The 25,415-nt window shown below is 43.8% G+C and carries 19 protein-coding genes; 14 read left to right on the top strand and 5 right to left on the bottom strand.

Going from position 1 to position 25,415, the window contains the following annotated elements:
* The first annotated feature begins 437 nt into the window (after positions 1-437).
* The 6 genes from ACTRWI_RS17950 (at position 438) to ACTRWI_RS17925 (ending at position 3,020) form a co-directional block, all read left to right on the top strand.
* Complete coding sequence (locus ACTRWI_RS17950) at positions 438-635, top strand: hypothetical protein (RefSeq protein WP_499133159.1); 198 nt, start codon at positions 438-440, stop codon at positions 633-635.
* Positions 636-778: 143 nt separating this feature from the next.
* Positions 779-934 (top strand): hypothetical protein, encoded by a 156-nt coding sequence (locus tag ACTRWI_RS17945; RefSeq protein ID WP_499133158.1) that lies wholly within the window; start codon positions 779-781, stop codon positions 932-934.
* A 110-nt stretch (positions 935-1,044) separates the two neighbouring features.
* Positions 1,045-1,293 (top strand): hypothetical protein, encoded by a 249-nt coding sequence (locus ACTRWI_RS17940; RefSeq protein WP_499133157.1) that lies wholly within the window; start codon positions 1,045-1,047, stop codon positions 1,291-1,293.
* Between the two features lie 26 nt (positions 1,294-1,319).
* Positions 1,320-1,706 carry an SUMF1/EgtB/PvdO family nonheme iron enzyme gene (locus tag ACTRWI_RS17935; RefSeq protein ID WP_499133155.1) on the top strand — a complete coding sequence of 129 codons (387 nt, stop codon included), beginning with the start codon at positions 1,320-1,322 and terminating at the stop codon, positions 1,704-1,706.
* On the top strand, positions 1,700-1,861 hold the full coding sequence (locus ACTRWI_RS17930) for an SUMF1/EgtB/PvdO family nonheme iron enzyme (protein WP_499133154.1): 162 nt from the start codon (positions 1,700-1,702) through the stop codon (positions 1,859-1,861). Before ACTRWI_RS17935 ends, ACTRWI_RS17930 begins: the two co-directional genes overlap by 7 nt.
* Before the next feature lie 439 nt (positions 1,862-2,300).
* Positions 2,301-3,020: a PAS domain-containing protein gene (locus ACTRWI_RS17925; RefSeq protein ID WP_499133153.1), complete on the top strand. Its 720-nt coding sequence runs from the start codon at positions 2,301-2,303 to the stop codon at positions 3,018-3,020.
* Between the two features lie 126 nt (positions 3,021-3,146).
* On the opposite strand, the gene pdxH is transcribed toward ACTRWI_RS17925, so the two are convergent.
* Positions 3,147-3,782 carry a pyridoxamine 5'-phosphate oxidase gene (gene pdxH / locus ACTRWI_RS17920; protein WP_499133152.1) on the bottom strand — a complete coding sequence of 212 codons (636 nt, stop codon included), beginning with the start codon at positions 3,780-3,782 and terminating at the stop codon, positions 3,147-3,149.
* A 167-nt stretch (positions 3,783-3,949) separates the two neighbouring features.
* Between pdxH and ACTRWI_RS17915 the strand changes: the two genes are divergently transcribed.
* From ACTRWI_RS17915 to ACTRWI_RS17885, 7 genes are all read left to right on the top strand, one after another.
* Positions 3,950-5,818 (top strand): sensor histidine kinase, encoded by a 1,869-nt coding sequence (locus ACTRWI_RS17915; protein WP_499133151.1) that lies wholly within the window; start codon positions 3,950-3,952, stop codon positions 5,816-5,818.
* A 52-nt stretch (positions 5,819-5,870) separates the two neighbouring features.
* On the top strand, positions 5,871-7,184 hold the full coding sequence (locus ACTRWI_RS17910) for a sigma-54-dependent transcriptional regulator (protein WP_499133160.1): 1,314 nt from the start codon (positions 5,871-5,873) through the stop codon (positions 7,182-7,184).
* A gap of 112 nt (positions 7,185-7,296) precedes the next feature.
* The gene (locus tag ACTRWI_RS17905) at positions 7,297-8,688 is read left to right on the top strand and encodes an HlyD family type I secretion periplasmic adaptor subunit (protein ID WP_499133150.1); all 1,392 of its coding nucleotides are present in this window, start codon (positions 7,297-7,299) and stop codon (positions 8,686-8,688) included.
* A gap of 59 nt (positions 8,689-8,747) precedes the next feature.
* Positions 8,748-9,416: a transglutaminase-like cysteine peptidase gene (locus tag ACTRWI_RS17900; RefSeq protein WP_499133149.1), complete on the top strand. Its 669-nt coding sequence runs from the start codon at positions 8,748-8,750 to the stop codon at positions 9,414-9,416.
* A gap of 5 nt (positions 9,417-9,421) precedes the next feature.
* Positions 9,422-11,332 carry a bifunctional diguanylate cyclase/phosphodiesterase gene (locus ACTRWI_RS17895; protein ID WP_499133148.1) on the top strand — a complete coding sequence of 637 codons (1,911 nt, stop codon included), beginning with the start codon at positions 9,422-9,424 and terminating at the stop codon, positions 11,330-11,332.
* Positions 11,333-11,350: 18 nt separating this feature from the next.
* A complete protein-coding gene (locus ACTRWI_RS17890) occupies positions 11,351-13,465 on the top strand; it encodes a type I secretion system permease/ATPase (RefSeq protein WP_499133147.1) in 2,115 nt (704 codons plus the stop codon).
* 159 nt (positions 13,466-13,624) lie between these two features.
* A complete protein-coding gene (locus ACTRWI_RS17885; RefSeq protein ID WP_499133146.1) occupies positions 13,625-15,373 on the top strand; it encodes an SgrR family transcriptional regulator in 1,749 nt (582 codons plus the stop codon).
* Between the two features lie 53 nt (positions 15,374-15,426).
* Here the strand turns inward: ACTRWI_RS17885 and ACTRWI_RS17880 are convergent, their stop codons facing one another.
* From ACTRWI_RS17880 to ACTRWI_RS17865, 4 genes are all read right to left on the bottom strand, one after another.
* A complete protein-coding gene (locus ACTRWI_RS17880) occupies positions 15,427-17,097 on the bottom strand; it encodes a FapA family protein (protein WP_499133145.1) in 1,671 nt (556 codons plus the stop codon).
* 362 nt (positions 17,098-17,459) lie between these two features.
* On the bottom strand, positions 17,460-19,586 hold the full coding sequence (locus ACTRWI_RS17875) for a tRNA(Met) cytidine acetyltransferase TmcA domain-containing protein (protein WP_499133144.1): 2,127 nt from the start codon (positions 19,584-19,586) through the stop codon (positions 17,460-17,462).
* A 96-nt stretch (positions 19,587-19,682) separates the two neighbouring features.
* Positions 19,683-20,657: a ParB/RepB/Spo0J family partition protein gene (locus ACTRWI_RS17870; RefSeq protein WP_499133143.1), complete on the bottom strand. Its 975-nt coding sequence runs from the start codon at positions 20,655-20,657 to the stop codon at positions 19,683-19,685.
* A 5-nt stretch (positions 20,658-20,662) separates the two neighbouring features.
* Positions 20,663-21,880 carry a ParA family protein gene (locus ACTRWI_RS17865; protein WP_499133142.1) on the bottom strand — a complete coding sequence of 406 codons (1,218 nt, stop codon included), beginning with the start codon at positions 21,878-21,880 and terminating at the stop codon, positions 20,663-20,665.
* A 1,283-nt stretch (positions 21,881-23,163) separates the two neighbouring features.
* Here ACTRWI_RS17865 and ACTRWI_RS17860 point away from each other — a divergent pair.
* Entirely contained in the window at positions 23,164-25,143 is a 1,980-nt protein-coding gene (locus tag ACTRWI_RS17860; protein ID WP_499133141.1) for a replication initiator protein RctB domain-containing protein, read from the top strand.
* Positions 25,144-25,415: the final 272 nt, after the last annotated feature.

Raw genomic sequence — 25,415 nt, 5'->3', positions numbered from 1 at the left:
CACTAGGACATCGCTGAAAGATTTGCTTACATAGCTCAAACAATTCGCATAAAACTTATAAAAAGTGCATCCAAAGTACCGAAACGCGGCATTTGAGTAGATTGAAATACAATAAAACGGTGTAAAAACGGGTACTGTGTTAATTGCTAAAAACTAGTGACTCACAACTAGAAAGCAGACACATTATCAATGAGCCAATTTCAATCTATAAGTTGCAGGGACCTATGACTAACTTTCGAATTTCAGCGCTTTTACTTGCGCTATCCCCACTTTGGGTATCTGCATCGGTATAAGCTGAAGAACTGAATCAAGTCGATCCCGTTTCAGCCATCGATGCAAAAATCACAGAGAAAAACTCAGATATTGAGCGTATTTCAGCAACCAAAGTATTAGAGATTGAGAACCTAAAACAACTACAAAACAAAAACAGTAAGTTGTTGCGCGAAGTTGAAAAACTTAAGGCAAAACGTAACAGAGCCAAGTCTGTACTAGACAAAAAGTACAGTCGTTTACTTGAAGATCCAGAAATAGATCTGGTCTCTTTTCAAAAAAGCTACCAAGATGCATGGGCTGCAGTTAAAGAAAATCAATCGGCTCAGTTAGGCAATCAACAAGCGATGAATGAAGCTGAATGAATACTCGCCATTTTGTTGATAGTTATAAACTGTTGATTTTAATAAACAGAAGCTGAAGACGAGATGGCGTTGTCGTTTAGAATAGTCGATTAACCTAAATTACGATTGAAGTAGCCCATCATACGCCAAGGTTTACCCACTGTATGATTGCACTTGCTCCGTGCTTAATGACACCTGCTGTTTTCGCTGAAGCAACACCACCAGCAACCACGGCCGCGTCTGTTACTGATCTTGAAAGTTCGCTTTTAGAAAAGCACGCCGAGTTAACGGCTATCGAAAAGAAAGTCGCAGACAAATAAAACCAGGTAGACAACCAAGCAGAGCAAACGGCAAGTCTCGCTAGACAATCTGTAGAAGCAGAACAAAAACTTGCAGCGGCCAAAGTAAGCCTAGAGCCAGATTACATCGCATGATTGATGAGCCAGACTTCGATATCTCGACTGCTCAAAATCACTTCCAAGACGAATGGAAAACCGTGAAAGAAGGCAAACTTGCGATTTCTGACTCTAAGCAGAAGCAGCAAGGTTTGGCTATGGAACTTGAAGCTATCCAAGCCGAGAAACTCGTCCAAACAAGAACCCCCCTTGTCGCCGGCTTGGTATTCAGTCATCCAACTGTTTCACATAAACTGATCAACAAGCCAAGCAAAATACGTTAAACGTAGGCACCAAGTTTGCGGACCCGATGGAAGATAGCACTCAGAGCCCTGAAATGATTATTGTCGGCTCTGGTCGTTACCTACTGGGGGAAAACAGCGCCAAGCAAATGACGATAAAACAGCCGTTTGCCCTAGCCGCTACCCCAACACGTGTACAAGACTTTAGAGCATTTGTAGAGAGCACTGGCTACCAAACAGATGCAGAGCTAATGAATACCTGCGATACCTTCGCTAATGCTGAAATTACCTCTGTTGCCGACAGTGACTGGCAAAAACCAGGCTTCAAGCAAGCAGACAATTCACCAGTAGTTTGTGTCAGTCAGAATGATGCGATTGCCTACACTCGTTGGTTATCCAAGAACACCGACTTTACCTATCGCTGCCAACACCAACAGGTTTCTACGACATGGTAGGCAATGTATGGGAGTGGACAACCATTCAGAAAGGCCTAGCCAAAGGTTGCGCGTGGAGCTTCTTTCCTGAAGAAGCCAAAGCATTTAACGAGCTATACGTTCCGCCTTCAACAGCAGCCAACTACCTCGGCTTTAGAGTGTTACGAGAGCTATAAGCTCTCGATAACTCGCACCATTGTTTAAAATATTTACTCTAGGCTCTCATTTATCGCATTCAATTGTGTTTATAGGGGAATTCCCCCCTTATGCATGAGCACGCCTAGGAGTAGATTCGTCGATAGAGTAATAAGTCACTCTGGGTATCTAACTGATGCCCCAGCTTAATTTACCTGACCCTCGTAAACTAAGCTGAAAATCTTCTACATGTCGACAAGGCATATCTTGTCTTTAGCCAGCCCCTCTTCAGGCTGGCTTTTTTTTGCTTATTGATCAGACGGTTAGCTTATCTATTGCCCGTGAATCATGCAGCTATTCAACACTCTGATTAACGAAAACTCACCCCATATTTTCTAAACGTACTCCAACCTGTAATTGCCATTGCAGTGCAATAGTAAACTGATATCATTACAACATCGCCACCTACGAGATAAAACCTTGCCAGAATCACTAAACCCCATACATAGTTCTTTGTTCGATCAACTTCCAGGCTGCTGGGGCTGTAAAGATACTGACTCTGTTTTCGTATACGCAAACCTCGCTTACAACCAATTGATCGGCTTACAACCGGGCGAGAGTTGTACTGGATTGACAGATTTCGATATGCCGAGCCAAACCATCGAATGCGCGCAAGACTTTAGGGCTCAAGACAAGCATGTAATGGAAACGCGTTCGACACTCAAGATCCTTGATATTCACCCCTACCCCGACGGACGCTGGCACGCCCATATCTTCACCAAAACGCCTTGGCTTGATGAGAACGACAACGTACAAGGCACCATCTTCTATGGGCAAGAGCTGACTGATACGGCGATTTTAGAGGTAGGTCACTGGGTGTGTCAGGCAACTTGCGCCAAAGACAATCAGGTATCGATCGCAGGCTCAACACCGCGTGTGTCTAAACTGAAAAAGAAGCTGACCTCACGTGAATCAGAAGTCCTATTCTTGCTGCTGTTCGGTAAGAAACCTCAATACATTGCATTGACGTTAAACATCTCAATCAAGACGGTTGAGGGACATGTCGCAAGGCTGAAGCAAAAGTTCGATGCACGCAGTAAGAGCCAGTTAATCGAGTATGCATTGGATTCAGGGTTAGGTTCTGTGATTCCTGAAACCTTACTCAAGAAACAGATCTCTGTGGTTCTACACAGCGACTGATTAACGATTCACAGCGCCCATAGAGAACAAAATATAGAAAAAAAATACCGTTGATGTGGATGAATACAAGATCAACGGTATCTTCCTCATTTTACTGTCTTTACTACATAATCCAGCAGACTCAAACTATGGCGCTAGGCGATCAATGTTCCAGCTGTTGTCTTGGCGTGAGAACAAGAAGCGATCATGCAAGCGGTGCTCACCACCTTGCCAAAATTCAATGCTATCAACTCGCACTCGGAAACCACCCCAGAAAGAAGGAACCGGGATTTCGCCTTTCGCAAACTTCTGTTTAAGCTCTAAATATTTGCCCTCTAAGATGCCACGAGCAGAGATACGGCTGCTTTGCTTACTAGCGATCGCTGCCAATTGGCTCTCTTTTGGACGAGACGAGAAGTACTTCATGTTTTCCATCGCCGTCAGCTTTTCAGCCGTACCAGTAATATGAACTTGTCGCTCTAAAGGATGCCAAGGGAAATGCAAACTGATCTTGCTGTTGTGCTCAAGTTGCTGCGCTTTACGGCTACCTAAGTTGGTGTAAAAAACGAAACCATCTTTATCAACATTCTTTAGCAAAACAATGCGCTGGAATGGCTGTCCATTTTCATCAACCGTCGCCACTGTCATTGCCGTCGGATCCGTCAATTTAGCTTCTATCGCTTGCTCTAACCAAAGGTTAAATTGGTCAATTGGGTCTGCGGCTAAGTCTTTACGTCTCAATCCACCCTGAGCGTATTCACGACGAATGTCTGTCAGTTCCATTTGGTTACTCCTTTTAATTTTTTTGTGATTCTGCGCCGTAATCCTTTGAAACACAAGTCTAAGCCTTGGTTTTGTCTCATTGGAGGTACTCTGTGTTAACGAGATCTCGGTACACCAACCGTCATATTGATAGTCTATATGTAAACTGATTGTAACTTGAGTTTCTCGTGTCTAAAAAACTGTCTAACCTGATCACGCCTTTTGTATTTTTCTCATTGATATTGGGAGCGGCAGGGCTAACCGCAACTCACTTTTTGGCAGGTCAATACCAAGAGCAAGTTGTCACGCAACAACTCAACGAAGCAGCGAACAAAGCCAACGTACAGATCGATTCTGAATTAGATAAGTTCAAACAAATTCCCGACCTGCTCAGCCACGATCCACGCCTGCTGTCCTACTTTGATAAATCACCAAAGACCGACAAAATCTCCACAGCTGAACTCAACACCTTGTTATTCGAATGGTTGGGGCAAAGCCAAGCCGATACCATCTATATCCACGATCCGAGCGGCACCGTGGTTGCCTCAAGTAACTACCAAAAACCTCGAACTTTCGTTGGCGAAAACTTCGCGTTTCGCCCCTACTTTGCGTCCGCAATAAAAGGCCATAAAACCCAATATGTCGCACTCGGCGCTCGCTCTGATGTGCGAGGCTATTTCTTATCTTCACCACTCTATATCGACGATAGCATCGTGGGCGTCATCACGGTGAAAGTAAGCTTAGAAAACCTAGAAAACATTCTAACTAGCGACGGCTTTGAGATTGTGGTGCTTGATTCCAACCAAGTGGTGTTTCTTTCTAGTCAAACACCTTGGCTTTATCACTCATTACTCCCATTAACGGATCAACAGCAACAGGATATCGCAGCGCAACGCCAATACGGCCAAAACAAAATTTCGATCATTGATGCGTTTAACTCTTCTAACCAAACAACCGATGCAAGCAAATTGCTTAGTGAAAACCAGTTATTTAAACTTGGGACTTTTAACCTGTATCCAGCCGCTACCAGTGACAACCAGTACCAAGTCGTTGCTATCAAAGACACAAGATCCGAGCTGCTCAAGGTGCTGCAGCTCGACGTTATCTTCATCGTGATTTACAGCTTGGTCACGCTCATTGCCTGGTCGTGGCGCCAAACCTACCTCGCGAAAGTGGCACTGACTGAACTCAATCAGAACCTTGAGCAAACCGTAGACAAGAGAACTCAGTATCTGAAGCAATCCAACCAACAACTTCAACAGACACTCTTTCAATATCAAGAGTCTCAATTGAAGTTAAAACAGACAGAGCAAGAGCTCACGCAAACCGCTAAGTTAGCCGTACTGGGTGAGCTGTCAGCCAATATTAACCACGAGATTAATCAACCACTTGCTGCACTTAGAACCTACAGCGAAAACAGCGTCAAGCTGCTTGAGATGGGACGTTCAGACTTAGTAAAAAGTAATCTAGATAAAATGATCGCGCTAAACACTTCAATTACCGAGATCATTGCTCGCCTTAAGGTATTTACACGCAAGGTAACCAAGCAAGAACATCACGTAGCGAATCTGCATCAAGCGATCAACAACGCCACCAGCATTCTCAGTGCACTGATGATCAAACAAGGCATCACCCTTAGGTTAAGTACTGTACCTGGTGACATTAATATCGCGATTCACCCAACCGAGCTTGAGCAAGTGTTGGTTAACCTGATGCACAATGCGACACAAGCGCTTTCTCAACAAGCCGCACTTCAAAACGACTTAGAAATTCAAGAAGGGAATCAACCGACCACTCCACAAATTGGCGTAGAGTGGCAGCTTAATAATGATGCCTGCCAACTGATCATTTGGGATAACGGAATTGGTATCGCCAGCGACAAACTGGAACAGTTGTTCGACCCATTTTTTACCACTAAGCCTGAGGGGTTAGGGCTCGGACTTTCGATATCGAAGCGAATCATTGAAGCCTATCACGGCACGATCAGCGCAACCCAGCTCGAGCCTACAGGCATGGTATTCTCTCTAAATATTCCACTGTACGAAGATAAAGGCTAACAGCCTGTTATTAAAAGCTTTCTCAACATTAAGGACTCAAAACTTGCACTCTATGCCTAAACTCTACTTTGTCGATGATGAACCCGCGATTCGCGACTCGGTAGAACAAGCCATGTTCATTGAAGGTATCGATATTGTCTGCTTTCCTAATGCCATCGAGGCTCTCAAGCAGATTAATACCGCACAAGCAGGCGTTGTGATCACCGATATTCACATGCCAGTGATGGATGGCATTCAATTTACACAAAAGCTGTTGAGTCAAAATCCGAATTTTCAAATTATCGTTCTCACAGGTCACGGTGACGTGCAAACTGCCGTTTCTGCGATGAAGTCCGGGGCTTATGACTTTCTTGAGAAACCGTTTGTTGTTGATTCGCTATTAACGGCAGTAAAAAAAGCGGTCGATAAGCTCGCTTTGGTTGAAGAAAACAATCTACTCAAAAAAGAGCTCGCGATGCAGAATCAAGTTGGCCCGAAACTGATTGGTCAATCTCAATCAATGCAGGCATTGCGCCGCGAATTAATCACCTTAGATTGCAAACAGAACCCGCTGTTACTGTTTGTTGGCGACATAGGTACAGGCAAACGAATCACTGCACAGTACACTCACGATTTACACAGCCAGCCCACCGCCGAGCTTTGCCCGGTTGCTGCGTTTAATTTACCACGCAATGACGAAGCGACATTTCACCAGTTTGTCTTACAGCTCTTTCACAAACATCAGGGCGGAACGCTTTATATCCATGAAACAGAAGCATTAACTTCTGATCAATGGCAGTGGTTGGCGTCTTTAAAAGCGACTCTACTTCGAGAAAACTCATGTAAGAAAAATGCTACTTGTATCATTATCGCAACTACAGTAGTTCCTACTACAATTACAGGTGAGTTGCGCCGTTTTGACTTATTACCTTTGGCGCAACGAACAGAGGATATTGGTTCTTTGTTCAAACACTTTGCTAGAGGTGCTGCAAGTCGTTACCAGTTGCCACCACCAGTAATCACAGAGAAAGAGATTCAACGCTTAATAGTCACTCACTGGGGTGAAAACATTCGTCAGCTTCGTCAACATGCCGAGCTACGAGTGCTAACTCAGGTTAAAAGGCCAGCATTCGATAACCAAGAGTCAGCTCAAACAGAGAATCCAGCTCAAGTGTATGACGGTGCGCTAGACGTCAACATTGAAGAACAACAACTGTCATTAAACCAACGTACCGACAGCTTTGAGCAAATCCTCTTGATAGAGGCACTGTATCGCCATCATGGGCGCCTAAAAGACGTACAACAAGAGCTGCAAGTGTCGAGGAAAACTCTCTATGACAAGCTAAAAAAGCATCAACTCGACAAGACAGATTTCAAAAAAAAATAAAAGTTAAAAAATATATAGATCCGAATGTTTAAAGGAGCATTTTCTTAATATTTATCAAAAGTAATAATAAAACCAATAGGCTTGCACTTTTACTCAGCAAACAAGGACTGTTATGAGCCACAAGAATTTCAGCAAATTGAACGAAACTGAACTTGAGTACGTCGACGATAAAAATGCGGCACTACTGCTCAATACGCCGACCAGTGCGCGTATCATGTTGTGGATGATCGTTCTGTTCTTTATTGCTGCTATTGGGTGGGCCGCTTGGGCAGAAATCGACAAAGTCACCGTTGGCCAAGGTAAAGTGATCCCCTCTTCGCAGATCCAAATTGTGCAAAACCTTGAATGTGGCTTAGTTAAAGAGATCTTGGTTAAAGAAGGTCAGCAGGTTCAAAAAGGCCAACAGCTGCTATTGATCGATGACACTCGATTCCGCTCTGACTTCCGGGAACGTGAACAGCAAGTTGCCAACTTAACCGCCAACGTATTGATGCTTTCCGCATCGTTAACCAGCGTAGTAATCAATGAAGACTTTAATGAGAAAGAGTGGAAGAAAAGTGTCACTCTTGATTATGGAAAACTCGCTTTCCCACCTAAGTTCTACGAGGTTCAACCTGAGCTGGTTAGTCGTCAAAAAGCAGAATACCACCAAGATTTAAACAATCTTAAAAATCAACTTTCCGTTTTTGATCAACAAGTGGAACAGAAACAACAAGATCTTGTTGAGATCAAAGCGCGTGTACGAAACCTAAAACAGAGCTACCAGTTCGCTCGCCAGGAATTGGACATCACGAAACCGCTTGCCGACGAAGGTGTGGTACCAAGAATTGAATTACTTAAGCTGCAACGACAAGTCAACGATACTCGCCGAGAAATGACCTCAAGCGAGCTTAAAATCCCTCTGCTACGCTCTGCGATCAAAGAAGCCATGCTCAGCCGTATCGACGCGGCTCTTAACTTCCGTTCTGAACAACAAGAAAAGCTCAACCAAGCACAAGATAAACTCTCTGCACTGACCGAATCTGCGGTTGGCCTAGAAGACAGAGTAAACCGTACTGTCGTCGTTTCTCCAGTGACCGGTACCGTTAAAACGTTAGGTATCAATACAGTGGGTGGTGTAATCCAGCCAGGTATGGACATCGTTGAGATCGTACCGACCGAAGACTCCTTGCTCGTTGAAGCAAAAATTGCCCCGCAAGACATCGCATTTCTACGCCCAGAACTGACCGCCATTGTTAAATTTAGTGCTTATGACTTCACTAAATATGGTGGCTTAGAAGGCGTATTGGAACACATCAGCGCCGATACCACTCAAGATGAAGAAGGCAACAGCTTTTACATCGTGCGTGTACGTACCGAGAAACATAATTTTGGACAAAACGAAGAGCTGCCAATCATTCCAGGTATGACAGCCTCAGTCGATATCATCACAGGTAAAAGAACCGTACTTGAGTACATGTTGAAACCTATCCTCAGTGCTCAAAATAACGCATTGAAAGAGTAAGGACGTTTGATGGTTAACAACGCCTTTCAATACATAGTGAACCAACAAGAGTTGAGGCTATGAAGTCTCGAATATCACTGTTATTGCTCGTCCTTACCTCTTTTACTTCTGTCGCTTTCAATAAGAACGACCAAAGGTGGATCGATGCTGTCACGCAAACCTACGGTGAGAGAGCCGGAAAGCGCGTGGCAACTTGGCGTTCAAATATGACGTCATACGATGGTTTAAGCGAGAAAGAGAAGCTCACGTCAGTTAACCAGTTCTTCAATCAGATGTACTTTCTCGATGACAGCATCTTGTGGGGCAAGAAAGACTACTGGGCAACACCACTGGAGTTTTTAGGTAGTAATGCTGGTGACTGTGAAGACTTCACCATTGCGAAGTACTTCTCTCTGCTTGAGCTAGGTGTTCCAGATGAGAAATTGCGATTAGTGTACGTAAAGGCAATGGAGCTAAACCAATTCCACATGGTGTTGGCTTACTACTCCTCACCGAGTTCAGATCCACTCATTTTGGACAACTTAAGCCCCGAGATAAAGCGCGGTTCTAAACGCCCTGACCTACGACCAATTTACAGTTTCAACGGTAAAAACCTTTGGCTAATAAAGTCAGCAGCAGGCAGCGGCAAACTAGAAGGGAAAGCTTCAAGATTGAGCTTATGGAACGACTTACGTTCCCGTGAGCGCTCTCTAAAATTAAACAAACCCATTATCAATTACGATGAGTAGTTACAATGACTTTATATAAACAGCTTGTGGTCGGGATGGTTGTGGTGTTCATATTACTGATGACGTCAGTCTTTATGATCGAATTCAATACTACCCGTGGATACTTAGAGGAGCAGCAACGCTCTGAGGTAAGTAATACCATTAATACTGTTGGACTGGCTCTTGCCCCTTACCTTGAAGAAAAGGACAAGGTATCGGTAGAGTCTGTTATAAACGCCCTGTTTGATGGCAGTTCTTACTCGGTCGTACGATTGATTTTTCTCGACAGCGGTGAAGACATCATACGTTCATACCCTGTAAAACCCTCGGGCGTGCCCCTTTGGTTTACCAATCTCAACCTTTTTGAACCCGTTCATGATCGCCGAGTGATCACCAGTGGTTGGATGCAGCTTGCGGAAGTCGAGATCGTCAGCCATCCCGGCCCAGCCTATGATCAATTATGGCAAGCCTTCACTCGCTTATTAAGCATCTTTGGTGTGATCTTCTTGCTCGGCTTGATCTCGATTTCATGGATCCTTAAGCGAGCACTACGCCCACTGTCGATGATCATTACCAAAATGGATCAGATCGCTAAGAACCAATTCGGTGAGCCATTAAAACGCCCTAAAACAAAAGATCTGATCTTGGTGGTTGATGGAATTAATCACATGTCGACTCAACTTGAACAAGCCTTTAAAAACCAAGCAAAAGAAGCTCAGAAGCTACGTGAAAGAGCGTACATTGATCCGGTTTCTCAGCTAGGTAATCGCGCTTACTACATGTCGCAATTAAATCAGTGGCTAAAAGAATCGAGCTTAGGTGGTCTTGCAGTATTGAAAGCGGAATTTATCAGTGAAGAGTACGACGAGAAAGGTTACCAAGAAGGTGACGCGTTAGTTCATCAATTGGCAGAACAACTGCAAGCTTCTATCTCATCACCAGACATCACCATTGCGCGTATTTCTAGTGACGAGTTTGGTTTCATTATGCCCAACATTGATGAAAGCGAGCTTAAACTGCTCGCTGGCAGCATCGTGAACTGTATTCAAAGCCTAGGTTCAGATCCAACAGGCATGGCAAATCCACACATTGCATTGGGTGTAACGCACTGCAACAAACGTAAAACCAGCACTGAAATCATGTCATTGGTCGATAATGCGCTCTCTAGTGCTAAAGCGAATCGTGAACTCGCTTACGGCTACGTCACTGCTGATGACCATGGCGCAGTAATGGGTAAACAACAATGGCGCATGTTAGTTGAAGAGGCGATCATCAATGACCTAGTCACATTCCGCCTGCAAGCTGCAAATAATGCGTTTGGCAAAACCTATCACCAAGAGGTGTTCTCAGCGATTGAGAAAGATGGCATTCGTTACGGTGCTAACCAATACCTATACGCACTAGAACAGCTTGAAATGAGCCATATTCTCGACCAATACGTTATCGAGAAAGTAATTGAGAAGCTAACAGCAAAAGAGGTGACAAACCCGATCGCAATCAATATCTCACCAAGCAGTATTTCTCAACCAAGCTTTATCCGTTGGATTGGCAAAACGCTTGAGCAAAACGCTTCAGTTGCTCACCTGCTGCATTTTGAGATCCCAGAAAACTGTTTCATCAACGTTCCGCACTACACGGCACTATTGTGTAACACCATTCGTAATACTAAAGCGATGTTTGGTGTCGATAACTACGGACGTAACTTCCAATCACTGGACTACATCAACGAGTACCGTCCTAACTACGTGAAGCTGGATTATCTGTTCACGCATAACTTGGACGATGAGAAGCAGAAATTCACGCTCACGTCGATTTCACGAACGGCTCATAACCTTGGTGTCACCACCATAGCATCTCGAATCGAAACTCAGACTCAGTTAGATATCTTGTCTGATAACTACGTAGAAGTGTTCCAAGGCTTCATTGTTGATAAATAGTTGTAAGGGTTATACCGCATGCAAGATCCACTATTGAACTCATTGATCTACGTTAGCAGATATTACGGATTAGCGAACTCGCCTGAGGCGTTGGTTAATGGGTTGCCACTATCAGAAGGGAAACTAACCCCTTTCCTGTTTCCACGTTCGGCAGAACGTGCGGGGCTAGTGGCAAAAGAAAACCGTTCCGACTTAGATAACATCCCACACCTAATTTTGCCGGCGGTATTATTGCTAAAGCAGGGCGAAGCGTGTGTGCTCAACAGCATCGACCTTGAAAAACAAGAAGCTGAAATCATAACAGCTGAGAGTAGAATGGTGCCAATCATCATTCCTGTTGCCGAACTTAAAGAGCAGTTCATTGGCCGCTACTTCTTAGTTAAAAAGCAGTTCCGCTATGACGAGCGTTCACCAGAAGTTCTGAAAACACGCAAAGGTCACTGGTTTTGGAGCACCATTTGGGAATCGAAAAACATCTATCGTGATGTATTAATAGCGTCGATTCTTATCAACATTTTTGCGATTGCTGCGCCGATGTTTACGCGTTTGGTATACGACAAAGTAGTACCTAACCTTGCATTTGAAACCTTGTGGGTATTAGCGAGCGGCATTTTCGTAGTCTTCCTGTTCGATCTGCTCTTAAAGTTGATGCGTAGCTACTTCATCGACGTTGCGGGAAAAAAATCCGATATCCTGATTTCCTCCAAATTGTTCAGCAAGGTACTTGGCATTCGTATGGAAACAAAACCAGCTTCAGTTGGTGCCTTCGCGAAGAACTTGCAAGAGCTTGAGTCAATTCGAGAATTCTTTACCTCTGCGACGATCGGCTCTCTGATCGACTTGCCTTTCGCGCTCATGTTCCTTGCCTTAATTTGGCTAATGGCGGGCAATTTAGTGTTTGTTCCAGTCGCAGGTGTGGTGATTCTGATCATCTACGCGCTGCTGATTCAAGGTCCATTGCGTCGCACCATTGAAGAAGGTTCACGCCTAGCCTCTCAGAAGTATGCGAACTTGATTGAAAGCTTGGCGGGCCTAGAAACCGTTAAGCTATTCAGCGCACAGAGTCAGTTCCAATTCCGCTGGGAAGAAGCCGTTGCTCACATGGCGAACTGGAATATTAAAAGCCGCCGCATTACTGACAGCATCCAAAACACCGCAGGCTTTGTTCAGCAAAGTACCAATGTCGGGATGATCATTTTTGGTGTGTATCTAATTGCGGAAGGAGAACTGACAATGGGTGGTTTGATCGCTGCAACCATGTTGAGCGGCCGTGCGATTAGCCCTCTAGTTCAACTGTCGCTACTTTCTACACGTTACAACCAAGCCAAATCTTCAATGACGCTGATTGAACAAGTCATGTCGATGCCTGACGAACAAGAGGAAGGTAAGCGTTACATTCACCGACCAATCATTCAAGGTCATATTGCGCTAGATAAAGTGACGTTCCACTATCCTGATTCCCCCGTCGCTTCAGTGCGAGATCTCAGCCTGACCATCGCTCCCGGCGAGAAGGTAGCGATCATCGGTCGTATTGGTTCAGGTAAAACAACCCTAGAACGCCTGATTATGGGCCTGTACAAGCCCACAGAAGGTCATGTGCGCATTGATGATACCGATATGGAACAACTTCACCATGTCGACATACGACGCAATATAGGCTGTGTACCGCAAGACAGTAACCTATTCTATGGTTCAGTCAGAGATAACATTACTCTAGGCCGCCCTTTGGTGGACGATCGTGATGTGATGGATGCAGCGAACCGCGCCGGTGTGACAGCGTTTACTCAGCAAGATCCTGCTGGCCTAGAACGTCAAGTGGGTGAAGGCGGTGGTTTGCTTTCTGGTGGTCAACGTCAGTCGATTGCGATTGCTAGGGCTTTCTTAGGCCGTCCTCCGGTGCTACTAATGGATGAGCCAACCAGTGCAATGGATAACCGTTCAGAAATGCACATCAAGCACCAGCTTAGCCAACTGTTACCAAGCGAAACGCTGATCCTTATCACTCATAAAACCTCGATGTTAGATGTTGTAGACCGAGTCATCGTAATGGAGAAAGGCAGCATAATTGCTGATGGTCCGAAAGCGAAGGTTCTGTCCGATCTTAAACAAGGTCGTGTAAGAGCTGTTAGCTGAAGCCTGTCATCAACACAATCACCAAAGGGGGAGCGAATGCTCCCCTTTTTTATCCCCTTAAACCGTGACAAAAGGGGAACAAAGTAACTGAACATTTTCTTATTTTCTCGAAGTTAAGTTGAGTAAAATACTAGGCTATCCATTAACAAAGGGCTCTTGGTGTCTAATCTCAACCTGCTTAGGTATTATCAGCGAATCGCACCCATTGGTGTCGGAAGCGAAATAAAAACCACAGTACAAGAAGTGGCTGATTTACTTTGTACTTCTCCTCGACATGCCCGCAACCTGTTATCACAAATGCAAGAGCTAGCGTGGTTAACTTGGCAACCGAAAGCCGGTCGAAACCAACGTTCGTCGCTTCTGTTAAACATTGAACTAGGCGTACTCAAGGAGAGCCTTGCTCTAGAGCGAATCCAACAAGGCAAGTATGAGAAAGCTTTGGCTATTATTGATGAGGACGAAGCAACGTTTGGCCGCCTGCTGAAAACCACCTCAGGGGCTTCTGTTCAGGAAGGCCGTGTCAGTATTCAACTCACATACAAACGTATGTTCGAGCGTATTGTGCCACACCAATTACACCGCTGTAGCGAGCGCTTCTTCTTGCGTCAGGTGTATTGCTGCTTGGTCTCAAGCCATGACAATGGCGTTATCAAACCAGAACTCGCTCACCACTGGCGCTATGACGAAGAGCGCTATCAATGGACATTCCACCTTCGTCCAGGACTTACGTTCCACAACGACGAGCCAATTGACGCTGATACCATTGTGAGCCTCTTTGCTAAACTCAGTGCCCTTCCCTATTATCAAAAAGAGCTCGCACACGTCAGAGACATCAGCGCCCCACATCCATTGAAAGTGGTATTTACATTAAGCAAACCAGATCAAGGATTCGCAGGGCTTGTCTCTGGTGTCAAATACGGTATTCAGCCAGCAAACCAAGTTAATATTGCAAACAACAATGCTGTGATTGGCAGTGGCCCATTTACAGTGGTCGAACACGACAAAAATAAGCTTAAACTGCAAGCATTCGATGGCTACTATTCGTGCCGTGTGTTGGTCGACTTAGTTACGATTTGGAGCGTCAACGACGAGAAAATGGAGAACCCATCACTATCCAGTAATACACCAATCCAAGTATCTGAAACGACAAGCGGTATTGAAGTTTCAATACAAGCACCCAATGCTATTCACGCGAGTCAACACAGTCGCACTGAAGACGGCTGCTTGTTCGCGTTATTCAACCATCATGCAAAGCATCCGTTAACACGTGCCCAACGCTGTTACATTACGGAATTGATTCAACCGCAGCGGCTACTCGACGTATTCCAGAAAAAGAAGGTTCATTACGGCAGTGTCGTAGCCAACAATTTATTACCTGTTTGGAACCCCGTTTTACGCCCGTTTGGTGAATTCAGCGCGCTACCAAAAACCATTACCATTGCTGGATACAACTACACAGCATTGCGTCGATGCGCTCGGGCTATTTCTTCAGTACTTGCCGAACACAATTGCGCGGTTGAAATGGTGATGTATTCCTATCGAGAGTTGAGTGAGAAAGCGAACAACGGCACACTCGATGAAACACTGATCTTAACGAATATCAATTTAGACGATAACCGTCATGCTTCAGCGTTTTCTAATTTCTACTGTAACAACGTTCTGTTCCACACTTTAGGGGATGCAAATGCAAGTTGGCTTGATCAGCAACTGGAAAACCTAAGAGCGAGTACCCCGCTTGAAGATTACCTAACGGCGTTAGAGCCGATCGCTTCAACGTTGGTCAGTGAGTACTGGATAGCCCCAATGTTTCATCACACTCAAACATTACGATTTCAAGGTGTGTTAGAAGATGTCGCACTCACCGACTGGGGATGGCCAGACATTCGCTCGGTGTGGTCTTCTGATTAAAGAAAGGCTGCGATGAGGATGTTTTTGATAGAGGCGCCGCATACTGGCGCCTTTTATAGTGAAATATCTTCCTGTTCCATCTTAAAGGAACATTGAATTTCGTATTGGTTGAAGGAAAACACGCTTCCCCCATGGGTGCGCTTGGTTGTCACCGTTTCATCACCAAACTGCACGGTGACTCGAGTATAAACTTTTTCATGTGCTTTGACCGTACACTCCGCAAGGTTCGTTTCAAATTCAGCTTCCAGAGTATCAAGCTTTTTTTTAGTGCTTTCTATGGCGTGATTGTTCTTCTCGCGCTGCTGCTCTATTTGTAACGCCTGTTCTTCACTTCGCTCTGCTTTAGGTAATTTCTTAAACTCAAGCTCTTGTCGAATTACGTCCATAGTCTGTTCTTGCGCGTGTCTATAAATTTCCTTAAGTTCAGCAATCTTCTGTCGGTAACCATCATAGCGTGCAAAACCATGAACTTTAGTTGCAGTATCTCCTTCAACGCCTAAGAAAACGCACTCCACCTTGCCACCCACTTTCGCTTCACCGCCACTGAGTGTGCCGTGCTTCTTGAGTGAGTCCATCACAATAAGGTTGTTACCACAGCGTATTTCGTTACTCATGCTGTGCACGCCAAGGCGAATATCGCTCGCCGTTTGTAATTCGGCATTTTGAGCATAGCCTGCCGTGATAGAACCTTTGCTAAATACCTTACAGCTTTTCGGTTCTCCCTCTTTGGTCGTATGTCCGATGATTCCTTTCGCGACTTTGATATCGCCTTGCGCCTGAACTTCAGCCGATTCAATAAAGCCGCCGACGGTAATACTCCCTGTGGCTTTCACAACCATGCCTGGTTCAATGTTACCAGAGACAAACACATTACCTTTAAACTTTACGTGTCCAGTAGAGACATCGACATTGCTAACACACAGTGCGTCATCCACTTCGATGGTTCGGTCTTTAATGATGGGTAAGCCAGGGAGAGAAGCGAGCAATAGATTGGGGTCATCAGGTGAAATGTACGTGCCTTTACCAGGCTTGATTAAACTATCTTGTCCAGGGATTGGTGGGATGACTCGGCCTTGAACCGTAAATCCAGCGACACCTTTGGTCGCGGGAGTACGCTTCATCAATTGGTCATTCAGTCCAACGGTGATGGTTTCTCCTAAGTCCCGCATATCAATCTTGTCTTCGTTTTTACCGCGGGGCTTTAGAACTTGGCGCGTAATGTCTTCCACGAGCACTGAAAAATTAGCGTCTTTACCTCTGATCGGCTGAGTGCCTTTAGCGACAGGCTGAGTAAACTTTTCTCCCGGCCTAAGCTTACTACTCATCATCAATACTTTTCTGAGAGCTAACTTATTAATCCCTTTCGTGATATGAGCTTTAGCTAGACAATGGATGATGTCACGACCGCGCAGAGGTTTTCCGTTGTAAGGCCCCGTGACAACAAGACTCGCTAACATCTCGTCATCGGATAGTTGCACCTCTACACTGGCGTCTCGAACCTCAGCAATCAGAATACCTTCGTAAGCTTCTCCTTTGCCTTCTTTAGCAAGAGAGACAAAACGCAGCACTTCTTCTTCAAAAAGAAAATAGCTTGATGCGTCTATCGCTTCCAAAGCTGGTGGCAGTGTCTTGTTATCAAAGCTTGCATCAACCACACCCCCTGACGGCAGACATGCCATCACTTGTTGTTTATCTTCCGACAGTGTAACGATGTTATCCCACATGCGAATTGAGTATCCCTAATGACTCAGTTGTTATTCAGTCTATCTAAATCAATCTGAGCTTAGAATCGTCACATTATAATAATCAGCGTCACATCACTTACTTTCGTGACTGCAAAGATGACTTATAAATAAGTCGTACTCATTTTATGATTTGTCTCACCTTTACAAAGACAAAGCGACAATTCTCACACGGTTTAATTTGAAGCTTCACTGCCCTGTGATTTAGTGAGCTATCTGAGTAAAATTGGAAATTGAGATAGTGGAATCGAAATGAGGCTTAAGGCTTGGGATTAAAGATCAGTTTACAGTGTAAATTCAACATTCTAATTTACACTGTAAATCACATTTAAAACTGGCTGTCGCTATTTACACTGTAAATTCACCAATAAGGCTTCTACATCTTTTCGGAATTGAGCCTCAGCTTGCTTACGCCCGTTAAAGTTAAACTGTTCAATACAGCTCCCCCACCCTCTCTGTTGAACAACTTTAGCAATCAACAAATCAGAAACGAAAGAATGAACGACATTCGTAGAATCGAGAACTGTTTTCTGAGCTTGACGTGCATTACTAATTAGCACCAACTTCAACACACTGTATCCGATGCTGTCGTAACTATTCCCTCCATTAACATAGTTATTGATAAGTTGGACTTCGAGTTCGCAGATCGATTCAGAATAAGTTGGCAGCAATGCTCGCACCATATCGACTTCAAGCGATGCCAGAGAGCCCGAAACAACAAAACAAAAACTACGCTCAAAATGGTTCAGAAGTTGGCTGATCCAACTTTCGGAATTTGCTTTAAGAGGTTTAACCATTAGCACAGAGTGACAGCCACTTGCCTGATCACGCTGGTGGCCAATATGTACTGGTGAAAAATCATTATTACGCCAGAATGAAATCAAATCGCTAGTTGCTCCAAAACTCGTCGCTAAGTAGTCGGCTTGTTCAATATGCTGTGACAACTTGTCCAGCATCCAACTGCCAATACCAAAACCTTGGTGACGTGTTGAAACCGCAATACGCATGACTCTGATACAGCGGCTCGTTGCAGCTTGTACTGCGCCAAGTTGATTAGCTAACAAAACCGGAGCCAGATGACCTTGAGGTCTGCGTTTGCCGATTTGAATCTGGGAAATCAATTTATTATCTAACCCGCCCTCTTGTGTGACCAACATACAACCCAAACACTCTTCTTGCTGCCAAGCCGCATACAACTGAATCTCTGGGTTGTTGAGAAATTGCATCAAGTCATTTGGGGATGTTTGATAATGAGCATCAACCAATAATGAAAAACATTGTTGAAGCATGCTCGGGTTAGTTAAACAATCTTGCTTGGATATCTCGACCAAACTCAGTGAGTTAAGTTTCTCGTTAGAAAGCAACTCAACATCGTACTCTACCGAATTATTTGATGAGGCTACACCAAGTAAGAAACAATCAAACAACCAAGCTTCAAGTGGGTCATGCTTATTCCAGCGAATAGGTTGTGCAAGCTTATAGCCTTTCCAGCCAGGCCGGTGTTTAGTCAGCCAAGCCTCGAACTTTATTCCAAAGCCTCGACCACTGCCTTCATAGCCGTGCACCGTGGTTGAAAAAACCATACGGTGGTAATTGTCGACCATAGATTTCAACATTGGGATAGGGATCGCCGCCGCTTCATCAACCAATAATAAATCACACTCAGGTTTTGATTTTAGTAGTTCATCTGGCGCAACAAATCTAAGGCTGCCACCTTGATAACAAATATGAGTGGCATTAACGACTTCACAGCCATCGAGCCGTTGCTTCGCATGTGAAAAAACAGGCTCGGTTGCTTTAACAGATGGAGCAGTCACAACAGTGTTGAATCCAGGACGTTCAGCCAAAAGCTGCGCTGCTGCAATACCTAACGTTGAGCTCTTACCACGGCCTCTGTCAGCCGTTAAAATCAAAGGACGCTTTCGATGACCAGACACCACTTTTTTGACTAACTCAACGGCGACATTCTGCTGCTCAAATCGATCTAGATGTTTTAGAGCGTCACTCCTTTGTGGAAGTAAATCGAAGCTGCCTTCCAACCCTGAAGCTTCACCGTCTTGAGAAACTGAAATTAGCTTTTCGAAATGCGAATGTAACCAACGTTGGCCAAGCACTAAACCGTCGGTATTTTCAATATCAGGCGGTAACACCAACAACAGTCCGCCACCGACCAAAGCACCAAGTGCTGCACTAAAGCCATTCGCATCAAACAGCTCTCTAAAATCACAAACAAGCACTTGGCATTCACGACCGAGAAGTTGCTGACCTTTCTTTGCAGGCGCATGAATAACGCCGTTATATGGAGTCCCACCAATTTGGAAAACGGTTTGTGTGTGGTTCTCTTTGAGGTAACCAGAGATAGCAGAGTTTTGCCATGTCGCATCGCCATTAAACACCACGCCGTAACGATGAGCATTATGTTGGGCAATATCGGAAAGTGTATGCAGAAATGAGTTGATTGGGCTTGTCATAATTTGTGTCCAGATTCATTTAAAGACAGTTTATCACAGCCAAATAAAAAGCCGCATAAAGCGGCTATTAGAAATAGTTTTTGGAAAGTAATCGACTTAGTCGAGTTTCGATTGCACAAACGCTAGGATTTCATGCATCGTTGCATCATCAACTTTCTTCAGGTTTAACGCTAGGTTTGAACCCTTACGGCTGTATGATGCGCGGCCTTTGATAAGCTCAACTTTTGGTGACGCCTTTTTCGCTGGTGTAGGAGCCAATTCAAGAATCCAACCTTCTAGCGTTTCCGTTACGTCTTTAGTTAGACGAGTCACCCCTTGTGCTTCACTGCGCTGCCATACAAAACCCTCAGACGCATCACATTTAGTGAGTAATGTTTTCTGCTGCTCTACGGTCAGGCCACTGAATTGTTTATGCAGTTTAACAATCGTTGGACGACCAAGGTCGCTCACATTTGGGTAAGCTTGAAGTAGTTCAAGTGGTAAAGCTGCTGCTTTCAATGCACCACTCACTAGCGCTTCACTACACTGGAAAATTTTTGCTAACGCTTTTTGGTCTTCAGCTTCGCCTTTATCAAGCTTGGCTTGCATCTCTTTGCCCTTCTCGTACAAAGAAAGCGGCTTATGAGCATTGGCTACATCAGATAAGAACTTAGCGTGTTCGCCGTTTATGTTTTCAGCAACATAGATTAGGAACTCTTTGTCAGCCAAAATACATGACATACGACGACGGCTACCATCAAGAACTTCAATCTTACCGTCTTTGTTTTTACGACCTACTGCTGGGTATTGCTGGCCGCGTTCTTTCAATGTTGTAAGAACATCAGAAAGAGCATGTTCGTTTAGGAAAGATTGCTCACGAGCATTCTCTTCAAAAACAACGGTGCGAGTTGCTACTTCAAAAGCAGGAATTCGAACCAATTCAAATGAAACTAAATCTTCGCCAGCAACAGAAAGCTCGATCACTTGAGCCTGTTCTTTAGCAGCAGTTTGCGCTTCTTGAGGCGTAGCAACACGACGTTTGTTTGCCTTACCAAATAGCTTTGCATTTAAGTCAGATGTTTTAATTGCCATTCTTGTTATCCCTGATTAAGTGAAGGCCAGTTGCTATGAAATACTCGCTCTAATTCTAGAGCACTTTTTTGTACCGCGTCTTGAGCGACAGCCAGAGTCTTCTTACCGCCTTCAAAATCACTCACTGTAAGGTCGAAAACCGTGCTGTAAGTATCTGCACAAGTCTCGAATGCGCGGCTTCTTGGAATCGTTGCCATCATTACTTGGTCATTCAACAGGTAGTTCATTTCTGTCAGTACTGATACCTGTTTCTTGTTGTCGTCCTCAAACATGGTTGGCATCAGACGAACAAAATCAAGTCCTTTCCAATCGTCCGGAAACATTTCGTAGACGGTTGGCAAGTGTTGGAAGAAGTTAACCGTTGAAGCCCAATCCAAACGCTTCGCCGCACATGGAATCAACAGTGCGTTAGACGCGTACATCGCGTTCCATACCAGCGGGTCTACGTGCGGGCCAGTATCAATCATAATCACGTCAAAATCATCCGCGATTTTATCGATAAGCTTCTCTTTTAAAAGACGCACAATATCTAAAGACTGATCTTGAGAAAGGCTTTGCCACGCTTCAGCGTTGAACATTGCATCTTCTGGGAAGGCTGAAATTGTCTTTAGGTTTGGATATTGTGTTGGCAACAGTACATTTTTACGCAGAAATTCTTGGTCAACTTCTTGGCCTTCTGGCACGTTGTCTAACATGATATCAACAGCAGAATAAATGCTATCGTGCTCAATTCCACTAATTTGTGGATTTAGGAATAAGCGCAGAGAGCCTTGCGGATCTAAGTCAATCAGACAGATACGGTAACGCTTATCAAGATTCAAAGATAAACATGCCGCTAAATGAACCGCTGTCATTGATTTACCTGTACCGCCCTTTTGGTTCTGTACGTTGATAATCCATGGCTTATTCCCCGCATGCTGTTTACGTTGGTGGAACTTTGGCACTTCAGCCGCGTCCATCAGCATGTGAGCTTCGGTCAATGAAATTGAGTAGTGGTTAGCATTATTCTTCGTGAACTGATGGCCTTCCGCCTCAAGCTTAGTGATAGCTTCATCCAGTTTACGACGAGTTAAGCCAGAACGAGTCTCCATCATAGCTTTAGACATCGGCGGAAAATGCTCATCACTTCGCTCTTCCAAAATAATCTCAATTCGGTCAGCCTGAACTTGTTGAGTTTGTTCGGCTAGCTGATAGAGCTTATCAATCGTTTGTTCTCTTTTCATTGCCAGTTTCCGTAATGATTAACCAAGTTCAAATTGTACAGCGATCATCAACAAAAACAACAAAAACATGAACATACATTTATGAGTAAAATCACATCAAATAGACTGAATTTTTACAGTTTGATGAAATAGGATCTAAAACGAATACAAATTTGACCACTTTCGTAGTGCATAGCTAGTCTAATTTTCCCATAGATTTAAAATGTTACAGCATCACTTATTTACAATGTAAATAATGAAATGATTAAAAATTGCCGGAACGATTGAAATACAAGCATAGATTACGGTCTATGTGATTTTCATTCTAAATTACAGGCGAACCAGACAAAAAGAAAACAATACATGAAAATTGGAAGTTCGATTTAAGAAAAGCGATTCGATCGCCGAACCACTTCAAAGCAACGGGTACCATTGAATACTGAAGAAACCAAATCAACAGCGGAAGAATGATCATGGTGTAAATGACGAATTCTATAATTGATAAACTGATATTATGAAGCATGATCAAGGTTCATCGCCGTCAATATTGATCCGAATGAATGTCAGTTCAAAATGATCAACCTTCGGAAAAATGATCAAGTAGATATCGTTCCGGAAGCATATATTTTTGGAGCTAACTTACGGACAAATGCTTTTGGAATGGGGATTAAGGGCTTATAGGGCCTCATTACAAGGAAATTCAATCGACACAAGATGGAAATACAGAAACATGACAATTTCATGATCATGCTTCCTACCTTTGGTTCAGTGCCTTTTTAAAACGAGAGACAACCTGTGATAAATCAATATTGAATAGATTTTGTACTATAGAGGGCAGGGAACAATGAAAATCACCACTTACTTGATCATTGTTCCGATAAATTGGTTTCAAAAATATCCACACAGTCAGAAAATAAGCGCTTCGAAACAAAATAGACAAAGATCGGCTGTGGATAAGCTGTATAACCATAATGATCATGCTTTCGAATCAATAATGATCATTCTTACAATAACTTAATGATCATCGTTCTGACTCGCTGTGATCATGCTTTCTTTTATTTTATGATCATCGTTTCGAGTAATTTATGATCATGCTTTCCAAGCGTATTTTATTTAACACTTTAAATTCAACAACTTAAGGTAAGACTTACAGTCAGATCATTAGATCACTTAATCATTTAGGATCATATTAATCAAAAAGATCAGTTATTTAAAAGCCAATAAATTCTCTTTATTTATGATCATTCTTTCTTTATCATTCAGGAACTATAGTGAAATTACGGTTAGTGTGATACGGATCAAAAATGAAACCAGAAGAGAAATTGTTAATTAAGGCACGAAGCCACAAAGATGGTCATTTATTTGAGGTATCTGAAACAGCCGTTGAATGGATTGAACAATATCAACACTTCAAAGGTGTCACTAAAAGCATAGTTGAGCTTCTTAACCTAATTTCACTTCGTGGATTTAGCAGCAAAGATGGTTACGTTTCAACGACCGAGATTATTGAATCAACCGATGGACAAGTTACCCGTGCTGCTTTGCAGCAAAGATTGAGAGCAGCTGTAAATATCGGTCTTTTCAAACAAATGCCTGTTCGTTTTGAAGAAGGGCTAGCAGGAAAAACCATGCTGCACCGTTTTGTTAACCCTAACCAATTAATATCGGTATTGGGTGCCACTAGTTTGGTGACAGAAAGTGTCAAACAAAATCAAAAGCAGAAGCGTTCTAAAGCCCTAGCTCAAACCAAAGTAAACAAACGCCTGCTGAATGAACACGGACTTAATACTCCCCCAACAATGAAAGATGAAGCCGATCAGTTCATTGTATCTCCAACAAACTGGGCGGGAATAATTGATCAAGCGTTAGCGCCACCACGAACGCGTAAGAGTTACCAAAAATCAATGGTTTCGATCTCAGGTACTCGCGCAGTGATCGAGACAAGATCATCGAAAAATATTATGACGGTTGATGATCTCATGACTCTATTCGCGTTATTTACACTCACCGTTCAATACCATGATCACCACCAAGATGATTACCATCTTGATGCAAAACACACACCGAACAAAACCCCACTCTACATCACAGATATTTTGTCGCTTCGAGGCAAAAAAGACAGCGGCCCTGCACGTGACTCAATCCGTGACAGTATTGATCGGATCGAGTTTACAGATTTTCAATTGCATGAGCTTACTGGTCGTTGGCTTAGTGAGAACATGCCAGAAGGCTTTAAGAGCGATCGTTTCCGTTTCCTAGCGAGAACCATTACTGCATCGGAAGAGGCACCTACAGAGGGCTCTGACGGCGAAATTCGCATTAAACCGAACTTATATATCCTTGTTTGGGAACCATCGTTCTACGAAGAGCTGCTGACACGTGATTATTTCTTCTTGTTCCCGCCAGAGATCCTGAAGCAGCATACCTTGGTTTTCCAAATGTATTCTTACTTCAGAAGCCGTATGGCGCGTCGTCATTCTGATTGCATGCTGTTAAGCGAACTTAATCAGAAACTGGCTCGCAACATCGATTGGCGACGATTCTCGATGGATCTGATCCGTGAGTTGAGAAAGCTTGGTGAGGCAGGAGATCAAGAAGATACTTTCTTGATTAATCTGTGGGGTTACCATTTGACGATCACAGCTTTGATCGAGAAAGGGAAAACTACAGACTATCAAGTTGATATTAAATGTAACGTGGAAGAAGTATTGCGTTACTCGAGAGCCCGCACCACCAATGCCGGCAAACGTAATATGGCGCCAACTCTGCCAAACCCGCTCCGCAACGAGATGGTATCTAAGCAGAAGCTGGAAGAGCTGTCTGAAATTATCGATGGTGAGTTCGAACCAATCCAACGCAAGGTACCATCACCAAGAGGCAAATTAGGGCGTCGTGTTAAGCAGCGTAAGCACTCTGTTGAGATCAATGCAGATGAGATCATGATAACACTCTCTAAATATACCTCTGCAGAGGCTCTAGAACGCAGTATAACGGCTTTATCTGCTATGACAGGGCATCCACATGCCTCAATCAAAGAAGAGTGCTCAGAGCTTATTGAGAAGCTAGATTGGCTGAGAGTAGGGAATGAGATCATTCCTTACGAAACGTTAAGCAAGTTAATTGAGCTGTACAACGACCGCGATAACCACAGCAACCGCCACCTGTCTATTGAGCGCCTTATTTCGGGCTTAGCGGTTCGCCGTAAAGTGTGTAAGCAAGTTCACGAAGGGCATTTAGATGAGAATGTGTTCTTAGCGTTAGATGAAATGGCGATTGGCCACTAATTATGGGCCTGTTTTCAGGTCTGTGAATGTAAATTTGAAACATCATTAGGTGTTGATAAGAACCGCACCTAACGCTGACAAAGTGATGACAAAGTAACGCACTCGGTTGATTATTATTATTCCCGAATAGACAACCTTTTGTCCTTTCTTATGATTAATAGATTGGCTCATATTTTGTTACATCATACTGAATAGATTTTTGCGAGTTCCCCAAGGGACTCGCTTTTTTTTGTTTAAAATTCGACTAGCCATTAAAAATCAATAGTTAAATG

The sequence above is a fragment of the Pseudoalteromonas sp. G5_S1_14_S5 genome (genome assembly GCF_054968605.1).
This window is presented reverse-complemented; position numbering and strand designations above follow the sequence as displayed.